The sequence below is a fragment of the Profundicola chukchiensis genome (genome assembly GCF_029664245.1).
Lineage (GTDB): Bacteria > Bacteroidota > Bacteroidia > Flavobacteriales > Weeksellaceae > Profundicola > Profundicola chukchiensis.
On sequence record NZ_JANAIE010000009.1, the window covers coordinates 78,663 to 97,542 of the forward strand.

Annotated in this window: 8 protein-coding genes; all 8 read right to left on the bottom strand. The window is 36.7% G+C overall.

The window, feature by feature from the left end; all coding sequences use genetic code 11:
* Positions 1-4 precede the first annotated feature (4 nt).
* Positions 5-505 carry an LptE family protein gene (locus tag NLM59_RS11040; RefSeq protein WP_304417839.1) on the bottom strand — a complete coding sequence of 167 codons (501 nt, stop codon included), beginning with the start codon at positions 503-505 and terminating at the stop codon, positions 5-7.
* Positions 495-1,742: a sigma-54 interaction domain-containing protein gene (locus tag NLM59_RS11045; protein ID WP_304417840.1), complete on the bottom strand. Its 1,248-nt coding sequence runs from the start codon at positions 1,740-1,742 to the stop codon at positions 495-497. Before NLM59_RS11045 ends, NLM59_RS11040 begins: the two co-directional genes overlap by 11 nt.
* Before the next feature lie 18 nt (positions 1,743-1,760).
* Positions 1,761-2,870, bottom strand: a complete 1,110-nt coding sequence (locus NLM59_RS11050) for a hypothetical protein (RefSeq protein ID WP_304417841.1) — start codon at positions 2,868-2,870, stop codon at positions 1,761-1,763.
* Positions 2,871-2,879: 9 nt separating this feature from the next.
* The gene (locus tag NLM59_RS11055; RefSeq protein ID WP_304417842.1) at positions 2,880-3,791 is read right to left on the bottom strand and encodes a hypothetical protein; all 912 of its coding nucleotides are present in this window, start codon (positions 3,789-3,791) and stop codon (positions 2,880-2,882) included.
* 75 nt (positions 3,792-3,866) lie between these two features.
* Entirely contained in the window at positions 3,867-5,306 is a 1,440-nt protein-coding gene (gene miaB / locus NLM59_RS11060; protein ID WP_304417843.1) for a tRNA (N6-isopentenyl adenosine(37)-C2)-methylthiotransferase MiaB, read from the bottom strand.
* Positions 5,307-5,517: 211 nt separating this feature from the next.
* Positions 5,518-9,657 carry a T9SS-dependent choice-of-anchor J family protein gene (locus NLM59_RS11065; protein WP_304417844.1) on the bottom strand — a complete coding sequence of 1,380 codons (4,140 nt, stop codon included), beginning with the start codon at positions 9,655-9,657 and terminating at the stop codon, positions 5,518-5,520.
* Positions 9,658-9,913: 256 nt separating this feature from the next.
* Positions 9,914-15,121 (bottom strand): T9SS-dependent choice-of-anchor J family protein, encoded by a 5,208-nt coding sequence (locus tag NLM59_RS11070; RefSeq protein WP_304417845.1) that lies wholly within the window; start codon positions 15,119-15,121, stop codon positions 9,914-9,916.
* 424 nt (positions 15,122-15,545) lie between these two features.
* Positions 15,546-18,880: T9SS type A sorting domain-containing protein (locus NLM59_RS11075; protein ID WP_304417846.1), on the bottom strand; the 3,335-nt coding region annotated here is incomplete at its 5' end.

Consider the following 18,880-nt stretch of genomic DNA (forward strand, 5'->3'; position numbering starts at 1 on the left):
CAATTTACCAATCAGCAACTACTGCTGTAAATATTTGATCAATCAACCTTTCGTTGATGTCTGGAACTAAACTAGACTCAACTTGTTGCAATGTCTGATTATTTGGAAAATCTTCGTAATCAGAAAAAGTACGAGTAAAGCTTTTAGAATCATCTATGGTGTTAAAATACCTTACCTTGATTTGAATATGCAATCTATTTAATGCTGCTTGTTCACCGCTCACAATAGCTGCAGGAGCAACATAATAATCCATAATTTCGCCTTCTATTTTAATATGAGCTGATTCATCATTAGATAAAATAAGATTTGTTCTTTGATCAAATCTCAATTGCAAATCATTTGTAAACTCCTGGCTATAGTTCGGATTTTGATAAGCCGAATAATTTGGGAATTTATCGATTTTAATGGTTTTAATTCTTGGGTCTAATGAAGATCCTGTAAAGGAATAGCAAGAGATGAACAAGAATAAACTTAATAGAATTAAACTAAAATTTCTAAAGTTCATATTGCTTAATTTTTCTATACAAGGTTCTTTCAGAAATTCCTAAATCCTTAGCAGCATCTTTTCTTCTTCCATTATGCTTTTCGAGAGCTTTCTCTATCAATTCCATTTCGTTGTCTTGTAGAGATAGTGACTCGTTCTCGTCAATATCCTCATATTCATAATCTTCGATGTCAGAATACTGTGGAATAGGTTCGATGCTTTGCTCTTCGTAATGCAATAATGAATCAGAGGGCGGCATGTTATCCGTGCTAAAGATTCTTTTTACTAAGTCTCTATTTTCCTCAACAACTTCGCTGGAATTCTTAGAAAGAAGTTCCATGGTCAGAGCTCTTAAATCATTTAAATCCTTCTTCATATCGAATAAGAATTTATAAAGAATTTCTCTCTCTGTATTAAACTCTGCAGATGAAACTCCATCTGGAGAGGCTTGATTTTTAACTGCAATAATGCTGTGAGTTGGTAAAAACTTAAGAATCTCGTGATGATCTACTTCGGTATCGGTTTCAACCACCGAAATTTCTTCTGTGAAATTCCTTAGCTGTCTTATGTTTCCTGGCCAAGCATAGTTTTCTAAGACTCTTTGTGCTTCAGGCGTAAGTCTAACAACTGGGCGATGATATTTTTCGGCAAAATCTACCGCAAATTTTCTATACAATAATGCAATATCTTCTTTTCTTTTACGAAGTGGGGGCAAGGTGATTTCAACCGTGTTTAAGCGATAATATAAATCTTCTCTAAACTTCCCTTTCCCAACAGCATCTAAGACATTTACATTGGTTGCTGCAACAATACGAACATCTGTTTTTTGGACTTCAGATGAACCTACTTTCATAAATTCACCCGTCTCTAATACGCGCAATAATCGCACTTGTGTATGTAGTGGAAGTTCACCAACTTCATCTAAGAAAATGGTTCCGCCATCAGCCACCTCAAAGTAACCTTTTCTGGTGGTAGAAGCTCCTGTAAAAGCTCCTTTTTCATGTCCGAAAAGTTCTGAATCGATTGTGCCTTCTGGTATAGCACCACAGTTTACTGCAATGTAATTATTGTGTTTTCTTTGACTTAAGGAATGAATAATTTTTGGAATGGCTTCTTTACCCACACCACTTTCGCCGGTCACCAAAACAGAAATGTCTGTTGGTCCGACTTGAATAGCGCGTTCAATCGCTCTATTGAGCCCAGGGTCTGAGCCAATGATACCAAATCGCTGTTTAATACTTTGTAAAGCGTCTGCCATTTATTTTTCTAAAACTTATTATTCGTAATATGAAATTTCTGAGGTAGTAGACATTTCCATTTCTACACCATTAGAAAACTCTTCTTGCGTGTTGGCTATGGATTCATCTATTTCTTCTTGTGAAAACCCCATTTGTTCCATCATTTCGGTCATAGATTCAATTATACCATCTAAAATTCCACCAAGTGAGAATTGAAATGTTCCTTCACCTGTAGAAGCGATAGGATAGTTTTCATCATCATATGAAATGCTTGTTGAAAACAATCTCTCATTACCCGAAGTGGCACTTAATAGATTATTGTTTCCTTCGCTTAGCATCATTCTAAAAGAAGATTCTATGCTATTGATGTTTTGATTTCCTTCGTGTATATTAAGATTAAAATTGCTTGTAATAAGTCTAGCAATCTCTGCATAGGTTTGTTGAAGTGGAGTTTCATATGCCAAATGCATGGGATTGATGTTAGCATCATAGGTGTAATTGTAGGTTTTGCTACCAGTAGGCGAATTAATAACCAATTGTGTAATATTCGCATTACTCCTCGAGATATCTATATTATAAACACTATTATCCTCTGTATTAGTAATCTCCACAGCAGAAATATATCCATTCTCTAAAGTAAATACTGTATTTGTAGGAACATTAAACGGACTTAAAGCTGAAGTTATTAGATTAATCTCATTTTCAGTAGCTGTGATTTCACCTGAACCAAATGGACTATTATCATTAAATGAATTGAATCCGATTAATTGATCTTCATTGTAGGAAAATACCACTCTATCCGATGAATTTTGCATTTGAATAAACTTACGTCCCTCCCAAGTTTCAGTAGAAGTAACAGGTATAGTTTGTCCCTCACCTGAACCATTATAAGTTGAAATCGTACTTGTTTCTCTACTATAAGAATCGGTGGCAAAAGTAGTGGTAGAAACACTTTGGATATCCATTGGCATTTCTGTAGCCATTTCAAAAGAACCATCCATGGTAATAACTACTTGCTTAACTTTCTTGGTCCCATCTGGATTTGTAATGACAATATTTCCTGGTTCAGATGGCAAGCCATCATCGTTATATTCTGTACAAGAAAAAGTGAAGAATGAAAGTAAACTGAAGATTAAAATTCTTTTCATGAAGTTTTTTTAATAGTAAGTAAAAGTTATTGTGCTTGGTTCTGTCTCTCCTTCAATACTTGCAGTTGCAGTAGTAGGTAAGTTGTTCTCATTATAAGTGTACTCGTATTCTATGGTAGCATTATGTTCTGCATTTTCAATGACCATTGAAGTAATATTGTTAGCGCTTCTAAGCATGGCGAAATTATCTAAATTGAATTTCATACTAGTAGCATCCATTTCAAAAGCATTATGTAATACTAAAGCGTTAAAAGCATCGATCGTTTGTGAGAATAAAGGATTGACTTTGTTGTCGTAAGTGTATGTATATGAATTAACTGTAGCACCATTTACGATAACTTCATTAGAGCTAATTAAATTCGCATTCATATTAAACATCACTTGAACTTGATCTCCAGATGTGGCGTCTGTCACTTCCATTGAATTAATATAGCCGTAAGTGTCTTTAGTGAAGTTAAATGTATTTTCTTCCACACCATCTACAATTCTTGTTGCTGTAATGCTTGCTGCATCATGCTCAATAAGCAGTTTTGTTTCTGGTGTTGTTCCAGCATTAATTTCTACTAATTCTCCTGAATCGTTATAAGTAAAATCAGAAGATGCAGAGAATGTTCCTTGGGGTGTAGTGCTGATTTGTGAAATCAAAGCGTCTATCCAAGTAACACTAAAACCGTTCATAGTGCTTTGTCCATTAATAATATTAGACAAACTTGCTTGGGATAAATCACCATCTGAATTATAATTAAACTGATAGCTACTAAACGGAGATTGATAATCATAAGTTTGTAAAAGTGAAGTTGGGGTAGGGTTTTCGTCACCTACATTTCCACCTCCAACGTTCTCTCCTGGAATAATTAATTCAGATTCAACACAACCAAAGAATACCAAAATCATTGGAAGTAAGATGCTTATTTTTTTCATAAAGGAATTATTTGCTTTTAATAATAACGCAATAAAGCTATTTTTCTTTTAATTCAGAATGTTTTTAACTATTTCTTAGACTTTTTCACCTAATAAAGTAGCTGTGGTACAAGAGTCTACTCTTACCATTACAAAATCACCTACTTTTTCATTGCCCGTTTTTGGGAATACAACAACTGCATTTTGAGTGTTTCTTCCCATCCACTCTTGGTCATCTCTCTTCGAGTTTCCTTCGATTAATACTTCGTGTACTTTTCCAACATAAGAATTCATTCTTTCTGCAGAATGCTGTTGTTGAAGATTAATGATTTCTGTTAATCTTCGTTTCTTTACATCATCTGGAACATTGTCGTCCATCTTCTTGTGTGCAGGTGTACCAGGGCGATCTGAATAGGCAAACATATATCCGAAATCATATTTCACATACTCCATTAATGATAAAGTATCTTGATGTTCTTCTTCGGTTTCGTCGCAGAAACCTGCAATCATATCGTGCGATAGCGCACATGTAGGCAAGATTGTTTTAATATCGTCGATAAGAGCAATATATTCTTCTCTTGTGTGCTGACGATTCATTCTTTTTAAAACTTCTGTGTTTCCAGATTGAACCGGCAAGTGAATATATTTACAAATATTTTCGTGCTTCGCCATTACGTGTAGCACATCTCGTCCCATATCTTGTGGATTAGAAGTAGAGAATCGGATTCTCATCCCTGGAACGGCTGTAGCCACCATGTCTAGTAGCATTGCAAAATCAACAGCGGTTGCTTTTTGCATTTCGGTAGCTTTTTTAAAGTCTTTTTTAAGACCACCACCATACCAAAGATAACTATCTACGTTTTGACCTAAAAGAGTAATCTCTTTGTATCCATTCTCCCATAATTCTTTACATTCATTCAAGATAGAATGCGGGTCACGGCTACGTTCGCGGCCTCTTGTAAAGGGCACAACACAAAACGTACACATGTTATCGCAACCTCTTGTGATAGATACAAACGCTGTAACACCATTTCCACCCAAACGAACTGGGCTTAAGTTGGCATATGTTTCATCTTTAGAAAGAATTACATTCACAGCCGAACGACCGTCATCTGTTTGTTTTAATAAATTGGGTAAATCTCGATAAGCATCGGGGCCAACAACTAAATCTACAAGGTGTTCCTCCTCAAGAAATTTATCTTTTAATCTTTCAGCCATACAGCCTAAAACACCGATAGTAAGCGAAGGATTTTTTTGTTTAACTTGATTAAACTGACTTAGTCTTTTACGAACCGTTTGCTCCGCTTTTTCACGGATTGAGCAGGTATTCAATAAAATTAAATCTGCTTCCTCAAAATTTTGAGTTGTTGCATAACCTTCTTTATCTAAGATAGATGCGACTATTTCTGAGTCCGAAAAGTTCATTTGGCAACCATAACTTTCTAAGAACAACTTCTTATTGTGTTTCTTTTCTGTGGTTATGTTTAAAGCCTCTCCTTGACGCTTTTCGTCTATGATTTTTTCTGTTGTTTGCATGGGAATACTGATAAGAATCAATAAAGGCCAAATATACAAAAATCTGTCAGGTTGGCAGTGTTTGAATCTTAGTATTTAGTTATTGAAATGTTAATGAAGTTATTAGGTATCAAAACAATTTTGCATAATTATTTGCTAATTTAAGTTTTGAGCAAAAAAAAAGCCACCTCATTTGAGGTGGCTTTGTAATTATAGTTTAATGAAATACTTATTATTTCTTAATGAATTTTCTAAGCATTGCATTTCCTTCCATATCAATCATTCTGATGAAATATAATCCTGAGCTTAAATTTCTAGTATCAACAACATTGTTAGTCGTTTTAACTTGAACGAATTTACCTGCAGCATTATAAACATGAACTTCTTTTAATTCGATACCACTAATGTTTAACTCGCTAGAAGTTGGATTAGGGTAAAGTTTAACAGCGTTTCTGTTATCAACATCAGCTACGCCTAAAGTACCATCATAAGCAGAAACTAAGAATGTACCTTGAACGTTATTTCCGTAAGACCAAACTGCAATGTAAAGGGTTTCTCCTGGTGTTAAATCTGTTAAAATAACTTGAGAGAATAATCCATTTCCACCACCGTCGTCATTACAAGATAAGAAGTTTAAGGCATCACAAGATCCATTGTAAACAGCAATTACTGAATCATTGAAATCATCATATCCAGAATCTTGAGTTTGAATAGTGATGTTTCCTGATGCAGGAACTACTGCAGTAAACCATACCTCGCCACCGTTATAAGCACAAGTTGGAGTAGGCATGCCAGCAAAAGCAGTTGCACCAACATTATTTGCTAAAATTGAATTGTCTCCAAATTGGTTACCTACAGTTAATTCTGTAGCATCCATACAATCATCGTTAGATGCAGGACAAGTAAATACAACAGAAGTAGATTCGTAGCAATTTTCATCATCTGTTACAAAGTTAAATGTAACTGATTCTGATTCAGTATATGGTCCAAATGTTACTACACCTGGAGCTGAAATTGTTTGTTCAGCAGAACCTTGGTCATCGCTGATGGTAACAAATTCGCTTGTTCCTAAAGAAGTAATATCTAAAGCAACAGAATATTCGCCAGTTTCGCATTGATCAATAGTTGAGCTAGTGAAATCAATTCCTGTACAAGTGTTCTCAGAAATAGTTAATGTATAATCTGTAGATTGAGGCGAAGCATAGGTAGAAATTAAAATATAATAAGTCTGACCTGCCATAACTACTAATTCTTCAATCTCGATTACAGCACTTGAGAATGAGTTTACACCACCTGCAATACAGTTAGTTCCAATGTCTTCGCAGCTTTCGTAAACGAAAACTCCAGCGTAGTTATTTGTTGGATCCAAAGTAATATTGATCGCAGTATCTTCAGTTGGAGTATAAGAGTAAACTACATCATCTCCATTTAAGTATGAACTAGTAGAACTACAGTTTTGACCTGGTGAACCATTGTATTCATCTGTATAGTTGCTAGTACTATCTTCAGTAACATATGGTAAAGAATCAACGATTAGAGGATTCTCACAGTTGTCTCCTGCATTTGGACATCTATATGTAATACTTTGTGTAGCATTACAGTTTTCATCTTCAGCTACTAAATTAAATGTAACTTCAGTTAATGATTCATAAGGTCCAAAAGTATATACACCTGCTTCTGTAGCTGTTTGAGCTTCACTTCCTTGATCATCTGTAATTTCAAATGATGGATTGCTTCCTAAATCTGTTATTTCAACATCTACAAAGAACTCATTTGTTTCACATGCTCCATTAGCCGTTAAGCTATACTCAGCAGCAACACAAGAATTTTCTGTGATTTCTAAAGTATAAGAATAAGACTGTGGAGAAGGGTATGATGAAATAACAATGTAGTAAGTTTGACCTGCAGTTACTGCAAAGTCTTCAATTAAAACACCTCCTGTTCCTGCTCTAACACCACCTGTTGCACACTCAACACCAATAGCCTCGCAGCTAGTATAAATGAACATTCCTGTCCAGTTAGCTGATGTTGTCATATCTAAGTTGATAGAAGAATCTGAAGTAGCAGTATATGCATAAACAACATCATCACCATTCAAGTATGCAGAAGTTGTAGAGCACCCAGTTTCTCCTGGCGAACCATTATAGTCATCTAAATAGTTAGCTGTGTTATCTTCAGTAAGATAAGGTAAGTTTTCAACCAAAATTGGATTGTCACATGTATCACCCATACCTGGACATCTATAAGTAATTGATCCAGATTCGCTACAGTTAGCGTCGTTTGCGGTTAAGTCAAACATAACCATCGTTTCTGAAGCATAAGGCCCGAAAGTATAAGTTCCAGTTTCTGAAGCAGTTTGTGCTTCGCTTCCTTGGTTGTCCGTGATTACATATTCTGTTAAATCACCTAAATCAGTGATTTCTACTTCTACAAAGAATTCGTTTGTATCACATGCTCCAACAGGATTCAATTCGAAAGCCCCTGCGGAACAAGTATTCTTCGAAATAGTTAAATCATAACCAGTTGACTGTGGTGTAGCCCATGTAGAAATAACTAAATAGTAAGTTTCTCCTGCTGGAATAATTAATTCCTCAATTATTAGTTCATCTATTCCACTGCTATATCTATCAGATGCTAAACAGTTTACACCAATATCTTCACAGCTTGCATAGACGAACATTCCAGCCCAAGTAGCTGTTGGGATCATACTAATTTTAAGAGATGTTTCCTCATTCTCATCTGCAGATAATGCATAGACTACATCGTCTCCATTTAAGTAGTTAGATGTAGTTCCACAACCACCTGGTTGACCATCGTAATCATCTCCATAATTGCTAGTATTATCTGTTGTAGTATATGGATATGAAGCTACGTTAATTGGGTGAGCACAGTCAGTTCCAGGAAGAACAGCTCCTGCCTCTAAAGTTGTAAAGCTAACAGGTCCAACCCATTCGCTTAAACCAGGATTACAGTTTCCTCTTACATAAACATCATATGTAGTTTCAGGATTTAATCCAGTAATGGTGTAGTTGGTTGAAGTTAAGCTTGTTGCATTTGCGCTAGCGCTAGGAGTGAATCCTGTTTCGCCCCAAGTAAGTTCGAAAGAATCATTATCTCCACCACCTTGCCATAAAACATCTGTTGTTAAATCAGAAGTTGATTGAACAGATAAGTTAGATGGAGCAGAGCATGGGATTTCGTTAGATAAAACTTCTAATTCAAACGTACCTTCTTCTAAATCTGCATTTGAACTATATGAACCTACATTTAAATAATAGGTCATTCCAGCTTGTCCAATGAAATTGATGGTTTCCATGGAATTTGAAGCTGCATTGTCAGCGAATTGCACACATGATAACGTATCACAACTCCCTGAATATAATACAATTGCAGAGTCCCAGTTATTTGATGTTACATTAATAGTGAATTCAGCACTTTGACCTTCAATCACATACCAAACACCATCATTTGCACCATCTGGTCCACAATAAACAAAGTCTTCTTGTGTAGCACCTGTTGCATCCTCTGAGCTAGTGAATGGGAAGCTATTGATTGCAGTAGCCGTAGCGCAATTATCATTAGATGGAGCACAGGTATAGCTTGTAGATATTACTGTATTACAAGTTGTGTTATCTACATCACTTAAAGTAAATGCTACATCAGTGCCGCTAGCATAAGGTCCAAACTCAATAACACCTGTAGTGCTTGTTGTTTGAGTGTTACCTTGGTTATCTGATACAATTACGTTAGCAGCTGTTCCTAAAGAAGTTAAATCAACACTTACACTAAAAGAGTTAATGTCACAAGCTCCGGTAGTAGAAAGACTTGCAGTAGGGGCAGTACATGGAGTTCCTATGTACATGTTATCCACATAAAATTGGTGATCAAATTCTCCTCTATAAACAAAAGCAACGTAAATGCTTTGTCCGACATAGGCATCTAAAGCCAATTCAACTTGTTCCCATGAGTTTTCTGCAAAACCAGCTCCCGCTTCCCAAACTTCAACGAAATCGGTAGGGTTCGCAATAGGGTCTCCTGAAGCATTAGAGATTGCGATACCTGAATAATTGTAATAACTATTCGAAAAACTCTGTCTTACATAGACAGAGAATTCATCTCCAGATTGTACGGTATATGCTGGAGAAACCATATAAGCAGTGGATTCATTATCCACAAATTCATCTAAGTGAGCATAACTCGAATTTCCACTTTGTTTATGCTCAGTGTTAATTCCGAAGCCAGGATCTGATGGATCGGTTTGATATAAGGACCACCCGCGAGTCGTTATATCAGATTCAAAGTTTTCTGATAATTGTCCGAATGTCAGGGAACTACAAAGTAGTGCTAACATCCAGAAGTAAAAGTTCTTCATAATATTATTTGATTTAAAGATTATTTCGTAAAAGTAGCTAACAAAATTAACGGAAATTATGGATTTTGCAAGAGAATTAACAAAAACTTATTTTAAGTTTAGTTAAAAGTAAGTGTGATGCATTGACATGAGATTTTAAGTTTATTTTTAGAATTAGATAGTGAATTCTTGAATTTATCTTGCGCCAATATTATAAGAACTAAAAAAGCCACCTCAATTGAGGTGGCTTTGTATTTATAGTTTAAAGTAATACTTATTATTTCTTAATGAATTTTCTAAGTATTGCTTTTCCTTCAGCGTCCGTCATTCTAATAAAGTAAGCACCCGATGGAAGGTTTCTCGTGTCAACGATATTTCCAGTCACTTTCACAGGAACAAGTTTTCCAGAAGCAGAATATACTTGAACTTGGTTAAGTTCGATTCCGTTAACGTTCAACTCACTCGAAGTTGGATTAGGATAAAGTTTCACTGCATCTCTGCTAGCAAAATCAGCCACACCCAAAGTGCTGTCATAAGCTCCAACTAAGAAAGTACCTTCCACATCATTACCATACTCCCAAACTGCTACATAAATAGTATCACCCGGTGTCTGTCCAGTTAAACTTAATTGCGAGAAGTAACCGTTGTTTTCACCACCGTCATCATTACAAGCAATTAAAGCTAAGGCATCACAAGACCCACTATAAGCAGCCATTCCTGTATCATTGAATGAATCAACATTGCTGTTTCTAGTTTCAATAATCACATTACCCGATTCTGGAACAATCACAGAGAACCAAACTTCTCCACCTTGATAATATGCACAACCTGGTGCTGGCATAGTCTCAGATGTAGTAGATCCTATATTGTTTGCTAGAATTGAATTGTCAGTGAATGAAGAACCAACTGTTAATTCTGTTGCGTCTATACAATCATCATTAGCCGCAGGACAAGTAAATCCAATAGTTACAGTCTCATAACAATTCTCGTCATCGGTAACAAAACTAAATGTTACAAATTCAGACTCTGTATATGGACCGAAAGTTACACTACCAGCTTCGCTTAGTGTTTGTCCTTCGGAACCTTGATCGTCAGTGATAATTAAGCTTTCGCTGCTTCCTAATGATGTCACGTCAATTGTAACTGAGTATTCGCCAGTTTCGCACTGATCAATAGTTGATGTAGTAAACTCAATAGACTCACAAGTGTTTTCTGTAATATTCAACGTGTATGGTGTTGATTGCGGTGAAGCCCAAGTTGAGATTAAGATGTAATAAGTTTGACCAGCAGTAACAGCAAAGTCATCAATTAAGATCTCATCTGTACTAAAGCTATTAGTTCCACCTGCTAGACAGTTAACACCAATGTCATCACAACTTTCGTATACGAACATTCCAGCATATGTATTAGTTGGTAATAAGCTAATATCAATAGATGAGTCCGAAGTTGCTGTGTATGAATAAATCACATCGTCACCGTTTAGGTAATATTGTGAAGTGCTTCCACAGTTAGTTCCTTGACCACCATCATAATCATCTGCATAGTTTGTTGTGTCATCTGTTGTGGTATACGGTAAGCTATCCACGATTAATGGATTCTCACAAGTATCTCCTGGACCAGGGCATCTATAAGTTACAGAAGCAGTTCCACTACAGTTGACATCATCTGCCGTTAAGTCAATAGTAACATCAGTCAATGATGCATACGGACCAAACGTAAATGTACCAGGTTCAGTGGCTGTTTGGGCAGCGCTTCCTTGATTGTCTGTAATTTCGTAAGAATCTAAACTTCCCATATCAGTGATATCAACTTCTACATAGAATTCCATAGTATCACAAGCTCCTGTTGCTGTAACTGTAAACTCACCTGGAGCACAAGTGTTCTCAGTTATTAATAGCGTATAATCTATGCTTTGTGGCGAAGGCCATGTAGAAATTACGATATAATAAGTTTGTCCAGCTGTTACAATGAAGTCATCAATTAATCTTTCATTAGAACCACTGTTTGCAACACCGGCAACGCATTCAACCCCAATGTCCTGACAGTTTTCGTATACAAAGATACCAGACCATCCGCCACCTGGAGTTAAGCTAATGTCGATAGAAGTATCTGAAGTAGCTGTATAAGCATATACAACATCATCACCTCCTAAATAACTACCGGTAGAACCACAGTTAGCTCCTGGGCTTCCATTGTAGTCATCTACATAGTTTCCTGTGTTGTCCGTAGTTGAATATGGTAATTCTCCAACAACAATTGCGCTTTCACAAATATCTCCCTCTGCAGCACATCTGAATGTAATTTGTTGTGTTTCGCTACAGTTAGGATCATTAGCCTCGAAGGTGAAATTAACAACAGTTTCAGAAGCATAAGGACCAAAGCTTATAGTTCCAGCTTCTGTTACAGTTTGAGCTTCACTTCCTTGATCGTCAGTAACTACATAGCTATCTAAAGTACCTAAATGATTGAAGTTGATATCCACATTAAATTCATTTGTTTCGCAGGCACCTTGAGTAATAAAGTCAAAGTCGCCTGGGGCACAAGAGTTTTCTGTACATTCTAAGTCTAGAATGAATGCTTCAGTGCCTGAATAATCAAATACCCTAATGTAGTAAGTTCCAGCTGCTGGCGCTAATAACTCAACTTGTTCTGGATTGCCAGAATCTGAACAACCAAGACTCACTAAGCTTCCGCATTCACCTGAATAAACAAATAATACACCATCAAAGTTAAATCCTGATAATGGATTTAGAGATACTAAATAATCGCTAGTTCCATCTGCTTCAAAAGAGTAGAATACATCTCTTGCATCACTAGAAGAGAATCCATTACAGTTTGTTGGTAAGCCAGATGGAGTAGAGCTTGTTGTATCACCATTAATGGTTTCTCCACATGCAATTGGTATAGCTCCTGAACAATCGTCGTTAGCTGGTGGTGGTGGTGGTGTACCAACACATACATCAAACGAATGACTAACAATTGCTGAAGACCAATTATATACTCTAATTAAGTATTCAGTTCCAACCGTAAGTCCATTTAAATTTAATGTATTAGGATCGCTATCAGCAACAAGTTCTAAAGCTTCACAGCCATTAGTGGCATCATATACACCCATTGCCATATCTGTATTTGTAGTACCTTCTAGGTTCACGATATTCAATAAAGATACACGGTGTGCAGTAGATTCAGCTACGAAAGAGAACCAAACATCATTATTCGGCGTTCCAACAACATCATCTTCTTGAGGAGATGCAGTCGCTCCTAAAGTGCTAGCCGAAACAACTTCAGTACATAGGAAGTCTGGGTTGACAGGAACGTCAATAGCATTTTCACAATCATCATTTGCTGCAGGACAGAAATACTGAATTGTAAATGAATCATTACAATTTGCATCATTAGCTTCCAAGTTGAAAGAAACTGTAGAGCCTTCTGCGTATGGTCCAAAGGTATAAACACCAGTCTCTGTTACAGTTTGACTTTCGTTTTCTTGATCATCAGAAATAATGTACTCAGTTAAATCACCCATATTAGTGACATCAATTTCAACAAAATACTCTTCTGTATCACATGCACCAACTGCTGTTGCTTCATAAGTACCAGCAATACAAGTGTTTTCTGTAATAACTAAATCATAGCCAGTAGATTGAGGTGATGCCCAAGTAGAGATAACTATAAAATAAGTCTGACCCGCTTCTACAAAAATATCTTCGAGTACGCGTTCGTTGGTAGTGAAATCTCCAGCTCCTGCAATACAGGCTACACCAATGTCATTACAATCCTCATAAACGAATATTCCAGAATAAGTGGCAGTTGGAGTTAAGCTAATATCAATTGAAGAATCTTCTGTTGCTGTGTAGGCATAAACAACATCATCTCCATTTAAATAATATTGAGAGGTAACCCCACAGTTAGTTCCTTGACCACCACTATAATCATCTCCGTAATTAGAAGTATTATCTGTTGTTGTATATGGTAACGCGTCCACATAAATTGGGTGGATACAATCTGTACCAGCTAACACAGCTCCTTCTTCTAAAGTTGTGAATGTAACAGGTCCAACCCATTCGCTATACCCAGGGTTACAGTTTCCTCTTACGTAAAGGTCATAAGTTGTTTCCGGTGTTAATCCAGTTATAGTATAAGGAGAATCGCCTAAACCAGAAGCGCTTGCGCTAGCACCAGGAGTAAATCCAGTTGCACCCCAAACAAGGTCATAAGAAGCATTGTCTGCAGCACCTTGCCAAGTAACATCTGTAGATAAATCTGTAGTAGCAGCTATAGCTAAGTTAGCAGGCGAACCACAAGGGATATCTTCTGAAATAATTTCTAATTCAAAAGCACCTTCGGCTAAATCAGAATTAGCGCTATAGGCACCAACATTTAAGTAGTAATTAACGCCAGCTTGACCAATGAAAGTAATAGTTTCTGTGTTATTAGAAGCTACATTATCCTCAAAATCAATACAAGTTAATTCACCACAAGCTCCCGAAAGTAGAGTAATAGCTGCATCCCAACCTGTGGAAGTAACGTTAATAGTAAATTGAGCGCTTTCACCCTCGATTAAATACCAAACACCGTCATTAGAACCATCTGGTCCACAATAAACAAAATCTTCTTGGGTAGCACCCGTTGCATCCTCCGAGCTAGTATGTGGGAAGCTACTAATTAAAGTTGCATCAACACAATCATCGTTATCAGGAGGACATAAGTAAGAAGTTGCTAGAGCTGTATTACAAGATGAATTATCTGCATCAGCTAAAGTAAAGGTAACATCCGAACCACTTGCATAAGGACCGAACTCAAGAGCACCTGTCGCATTAGCTGTTTGAGAGTTGCCTTGGTCATCAGAAACGATAACACTAGAAGCTGTGCCTAAAGAGCTAAGATCAATATTTACATTGAATGATCCCGTATCACAGGCACCCGTCGTAGAAATACTAGCTACAGGTGCGGTACATGGAGTTCCAATGTACATATTGTCCACATAATATTCATGATCGAAATCGCCTGTATAAACAAAAGCAACGTAAATGCTTTGTCCAACATAAGCATCTAGAGCCAAAATAACTTGTTCCCAAGAGTCCTCTGCAAAGCCAGCTCCCGCTTCCCAAACTTCAACGAAGTCAGAAGGGTTAGCAATAGGGTCACCCGAGGCATTAGAGATAGCAATACCTGAATAATTGTAATAAGAAACCGAATAGTTTTGTCTTACATAGACAGAGAATTCATCTCCAGATTGCACTGTATAAGCCGGTGTGACCATGTAAGCCGTAGATTCATTATCCACAAACTCATCGTTGTGATAATAACTGGCATTTCCGCTTTGGCTTTCTGCTGTAGTAAGCACAAAACCAGGGTCTGATGAATCAGTTTGATATAAGGACCAGCCACGGGTCGTTATATCAGATTCAAAGTTTTCTGATAGTTGTCCGAATGCTATGGTACTGCAGAGCAGGGTGAGCATCCAGAAGTAAAAGTTCTTCATATTTATAAAGTATTTAAAAGTATTATTTCATAATTGTTCCTAACAAATTTAACAGAATATAAGTATAATGCAAAAGTTTAATTAATCTAAATTATTTGTAAGAGATAAATATTTTAATGAGCAAAAATGTTTTAATATAATAGAAGGAGGGTTTGTAAATTGTGAAGTTGGTAAATTTATATATGTGTTTAAGGCTAATTTTATGTTAAAATTTAATAAAGTCTTATCTGTTTAATTTTATTCAAGAAATAGGATAAAATTTGCGAATATTTAAAATCTGAATGAATTGGTGATTTTAACTTAATTCGTTTTGAATCTTGAGTTAGGATATTAAAAGTAATCTGTAATTGATAAAACTTTATGGTGTAAAAAAAAGCCACCTCAATTGAGGTGGCTTTTTTTTTATAGTTTAAAGTTATACTTATTATTTCTTAATGAATTTTCTAAGTATTGCTTTTCCTTCAGCGTCTGTCATTCTAATGAAGTAAGCACCCGATGGAAGGTTTCTCGTGTCAACGATATTTCCAGTCACTTTCACAGGAACAAGTTTTCCAGAAGCAGAATATACTTGAACTTGGTTAAGTTCTATTCCGCTAACGTTTAACTCACTCGAGGTAGGGTTTGGATAAAGTTTTACTGCGTCTCTGCTAGCAAAATCAGCCACACCCATAGTGCTGTCATATGCTCCAACTAAGAAGGTTCCTTCAAGGTTGTTACCGTACTCCCAAACTGCTATATAAATAGTCTCACCTGGTGTTTGTCCAGTTAAGCTTAATTGCGAGAAGTAGCCGTTGCCTTCGCCACCGTCATCATTACAAGCAATTAAAGTTAAGGCATCACAAGATCCGTTATAAGCAGCCATTCCTGTATCATTAAATGTATCTAAATTACTATTTCTAGTTTCAATAATTACATTACCCGATTCTGGAACAGTCACAGAGAACCAAACTTCTCCACCTTGATAATTTGCACATCCTGGTGCTGGCATAGTAGTAGAAGTAGTAGATCCTATGTTGTTTCCTAAAATGGCATTATCGGTGAATGAAGAACCAACTGTTAATTCAGTTGCATCCATACAATCATCATTTGCCGCAGGGCAAGTAAAGCTTGTTGCAACTGTTTCAAAGCAGTTTGGATCATCGGTTGTAAATTCGAACTCAATAATTTGAGATTCAGTATATGGACCGAAAGTTAAGCTGCCTGCTTCAGTTAATGTTTGAGATTCTGAACCTTGGTTGTCAGAAACTACTAATGTTTCGCTACTTCCTAATGAAGTTACATCAATAGTAACAGAGAACTCACCAACTTCACACTGATCTGTGGTTGAAACTGTATATTCAATTGGATCACATGAATTTTCAGTAATGGTTAAGTTATACGTATAAGACTGAGGAGAAGGATAAGATGAAAGAATAATATAGTAGGTTTGACCTTCTACAACTTCAAAATCTTCAATAACAACTCCACCAGATCCGCTATTGCTCAAGCCAGTTGCACATTCAACACCAATAGCCTCACAACTATCATAAACAAATACACCCGTCCATGTTGCAGAAGTAGACATATTGATTTTAATAGATGTATCAGATGTTGCTGTGTAAGCATATACTACATCGTCTCCACCTAAATAAAGAGAAGTTGTAGAGCATCCTGTTGTTCCTGGGCTTCCATCATAATCGTCTTCATAGTTCGCCGTATTATCATCCGTTACATATGGTAAGGAGTCAACAATTAAAGGATTCTCACAAGTATCTCCTGCGCCAGGACATCTATGCGTAATACTTGAAGTTGCACTACAATTGGCATCATCTGTTGTTAAACTAATACTTACATCAGTTAATGACTCATAAGGTCCAAAAGTAAATGTTCCTGGTTCATTAGCTGTTTGAGCAGCGCTTCCTTGGTCATCTGTGATTTCAAAAGAATCGTTGCTACCCATATCAGTGATGTTAACTTCTACCATGAACTCATTAGTATCACACTGAGGAACTGCAGTAAGCTCATAAGTCGCAGCAATACAAGTGTTCTCTGTGATTTCTAAAGTATAACCAGTTGATTGTGGCGCAGCCCATGTAGAGATTACAATATAAATTGTTTCTCCCGCGCTCATTGCAAATTCTTCAATTAGAATCTCATCTGTACCCCATCCACTAGTACCACCAGCAAGACAGTTAACTCCAATGTTTTGACAGCTACTGTACACAAACATACCCGCATAAGTTGCGGTAGGTTGTAAGCTGATGTTGATTGATGTATCGTTTGTTGCCGTGTAAGTATATACCACGTCGTCACCACCTAAATAGTTACTTGTAGAACCACAATTTGCTCCAGGGCTTCCATCATAATCATCACCATAGTTTGCTGTGTCATCTTCCGTAAGGTATGGTAAACTAGTTACTTCTATAGCACTATCGCAGATTTCACCTGCAGGAGCACATCTAAATGAAACTACTTCATTAGCACTACAATTTGCATCATTTGCTTCGAATGTAAATGTAATATCTGTATTAACTTCTGATGCAGGATAAGGACCGAAAGTTAAAGTACCAGGCTCGGTAATTGTCTGTGATGCACTACCTTGGTCATCAGAGATGGAATAACTATCTAAGCTTCCCATGTCAGTAATGTTAACTTCTACACTAAATTCACCTTCATCACAATTATTGATTGTATTTAAAGTGTAAGAGCCAGAAACACATGTGTTTTCTGTAATGTTTAGCGTATATCCAACAGTTTGAGGAGCAGCCCATGTAGAAATTACAATGTAATAAGTTTCACCTGCTGTAACTAAGAATTCTTCGAATAAGATTTCATCCGTAGAGAATCCACTAGTGCCTCCTTCCATACATTCAACACCAATACTATCACAGCTATCGTATACAAACATACCAGCATAATTTCCTGTTGGTAGTAAACTAATATTGATAGAAGTGTCTGATGCAGCTGTATAAGCATATACCACATCATTTCCGTTTAAATAGCTACTAGTAGTTGAACAACTCGATCCAGGTGAGCCATCATAATAAGCATCTGTATAGTTTACAGTATTATCTGTCGTGCTATATGGTAAGCTTTCTACTAATAATGGGTTGTCGCAATTATCTCCTGGAGCTGGGCATCTATAAGTAATAGTGCCACTCTCGTTACAGTTTTCGTCATTCGCCACTAAATTGATGGTAACATCGGTCAATGATTCATATGGTCCAAAAGTATAAGTACCATTTTCAGTCGCTGTTTGAGAAGCGCTACCTTGATCATCAGAAATAGTGTACTCAGTTAAATCACCCATATCGGTAATCTCAACATTTACAAAGAATTCATTCGTATCGCAAGCGCCTGTAGTTGAAAGCTCGTAAGTTCCAGAAATACAAGTATTTTCTGTAATAGATAAATTATATGCTGTAGATTGAGGTGAAGCCCATGTAGAAATTACAATGTAGTAAGTTTGACCTGCTGTAACCATTAAATCCTCAATTAAACGCTCCGCGTTAGTTGTGTTCGAAACTCCAGCAATACAAGCAACTCCAATATCGTTACAGTCTTCATAAACAAATAATCCAGACCAAGTTTCTGTAGGTGTCATGCTAATGTTGATAGAAGCATCCTCAGTTGCGGTATAAGCATAAACAACATCATCTCCATTTAAATAATATTGAGAGGTAGAACCACAGTTGGATCCTTGTCCTCCATCATAAGTGTCGCCATAATTAGAAGTATTATCTGTTGTTGTATATGGTAACGCGTCCACATAAATTGGGT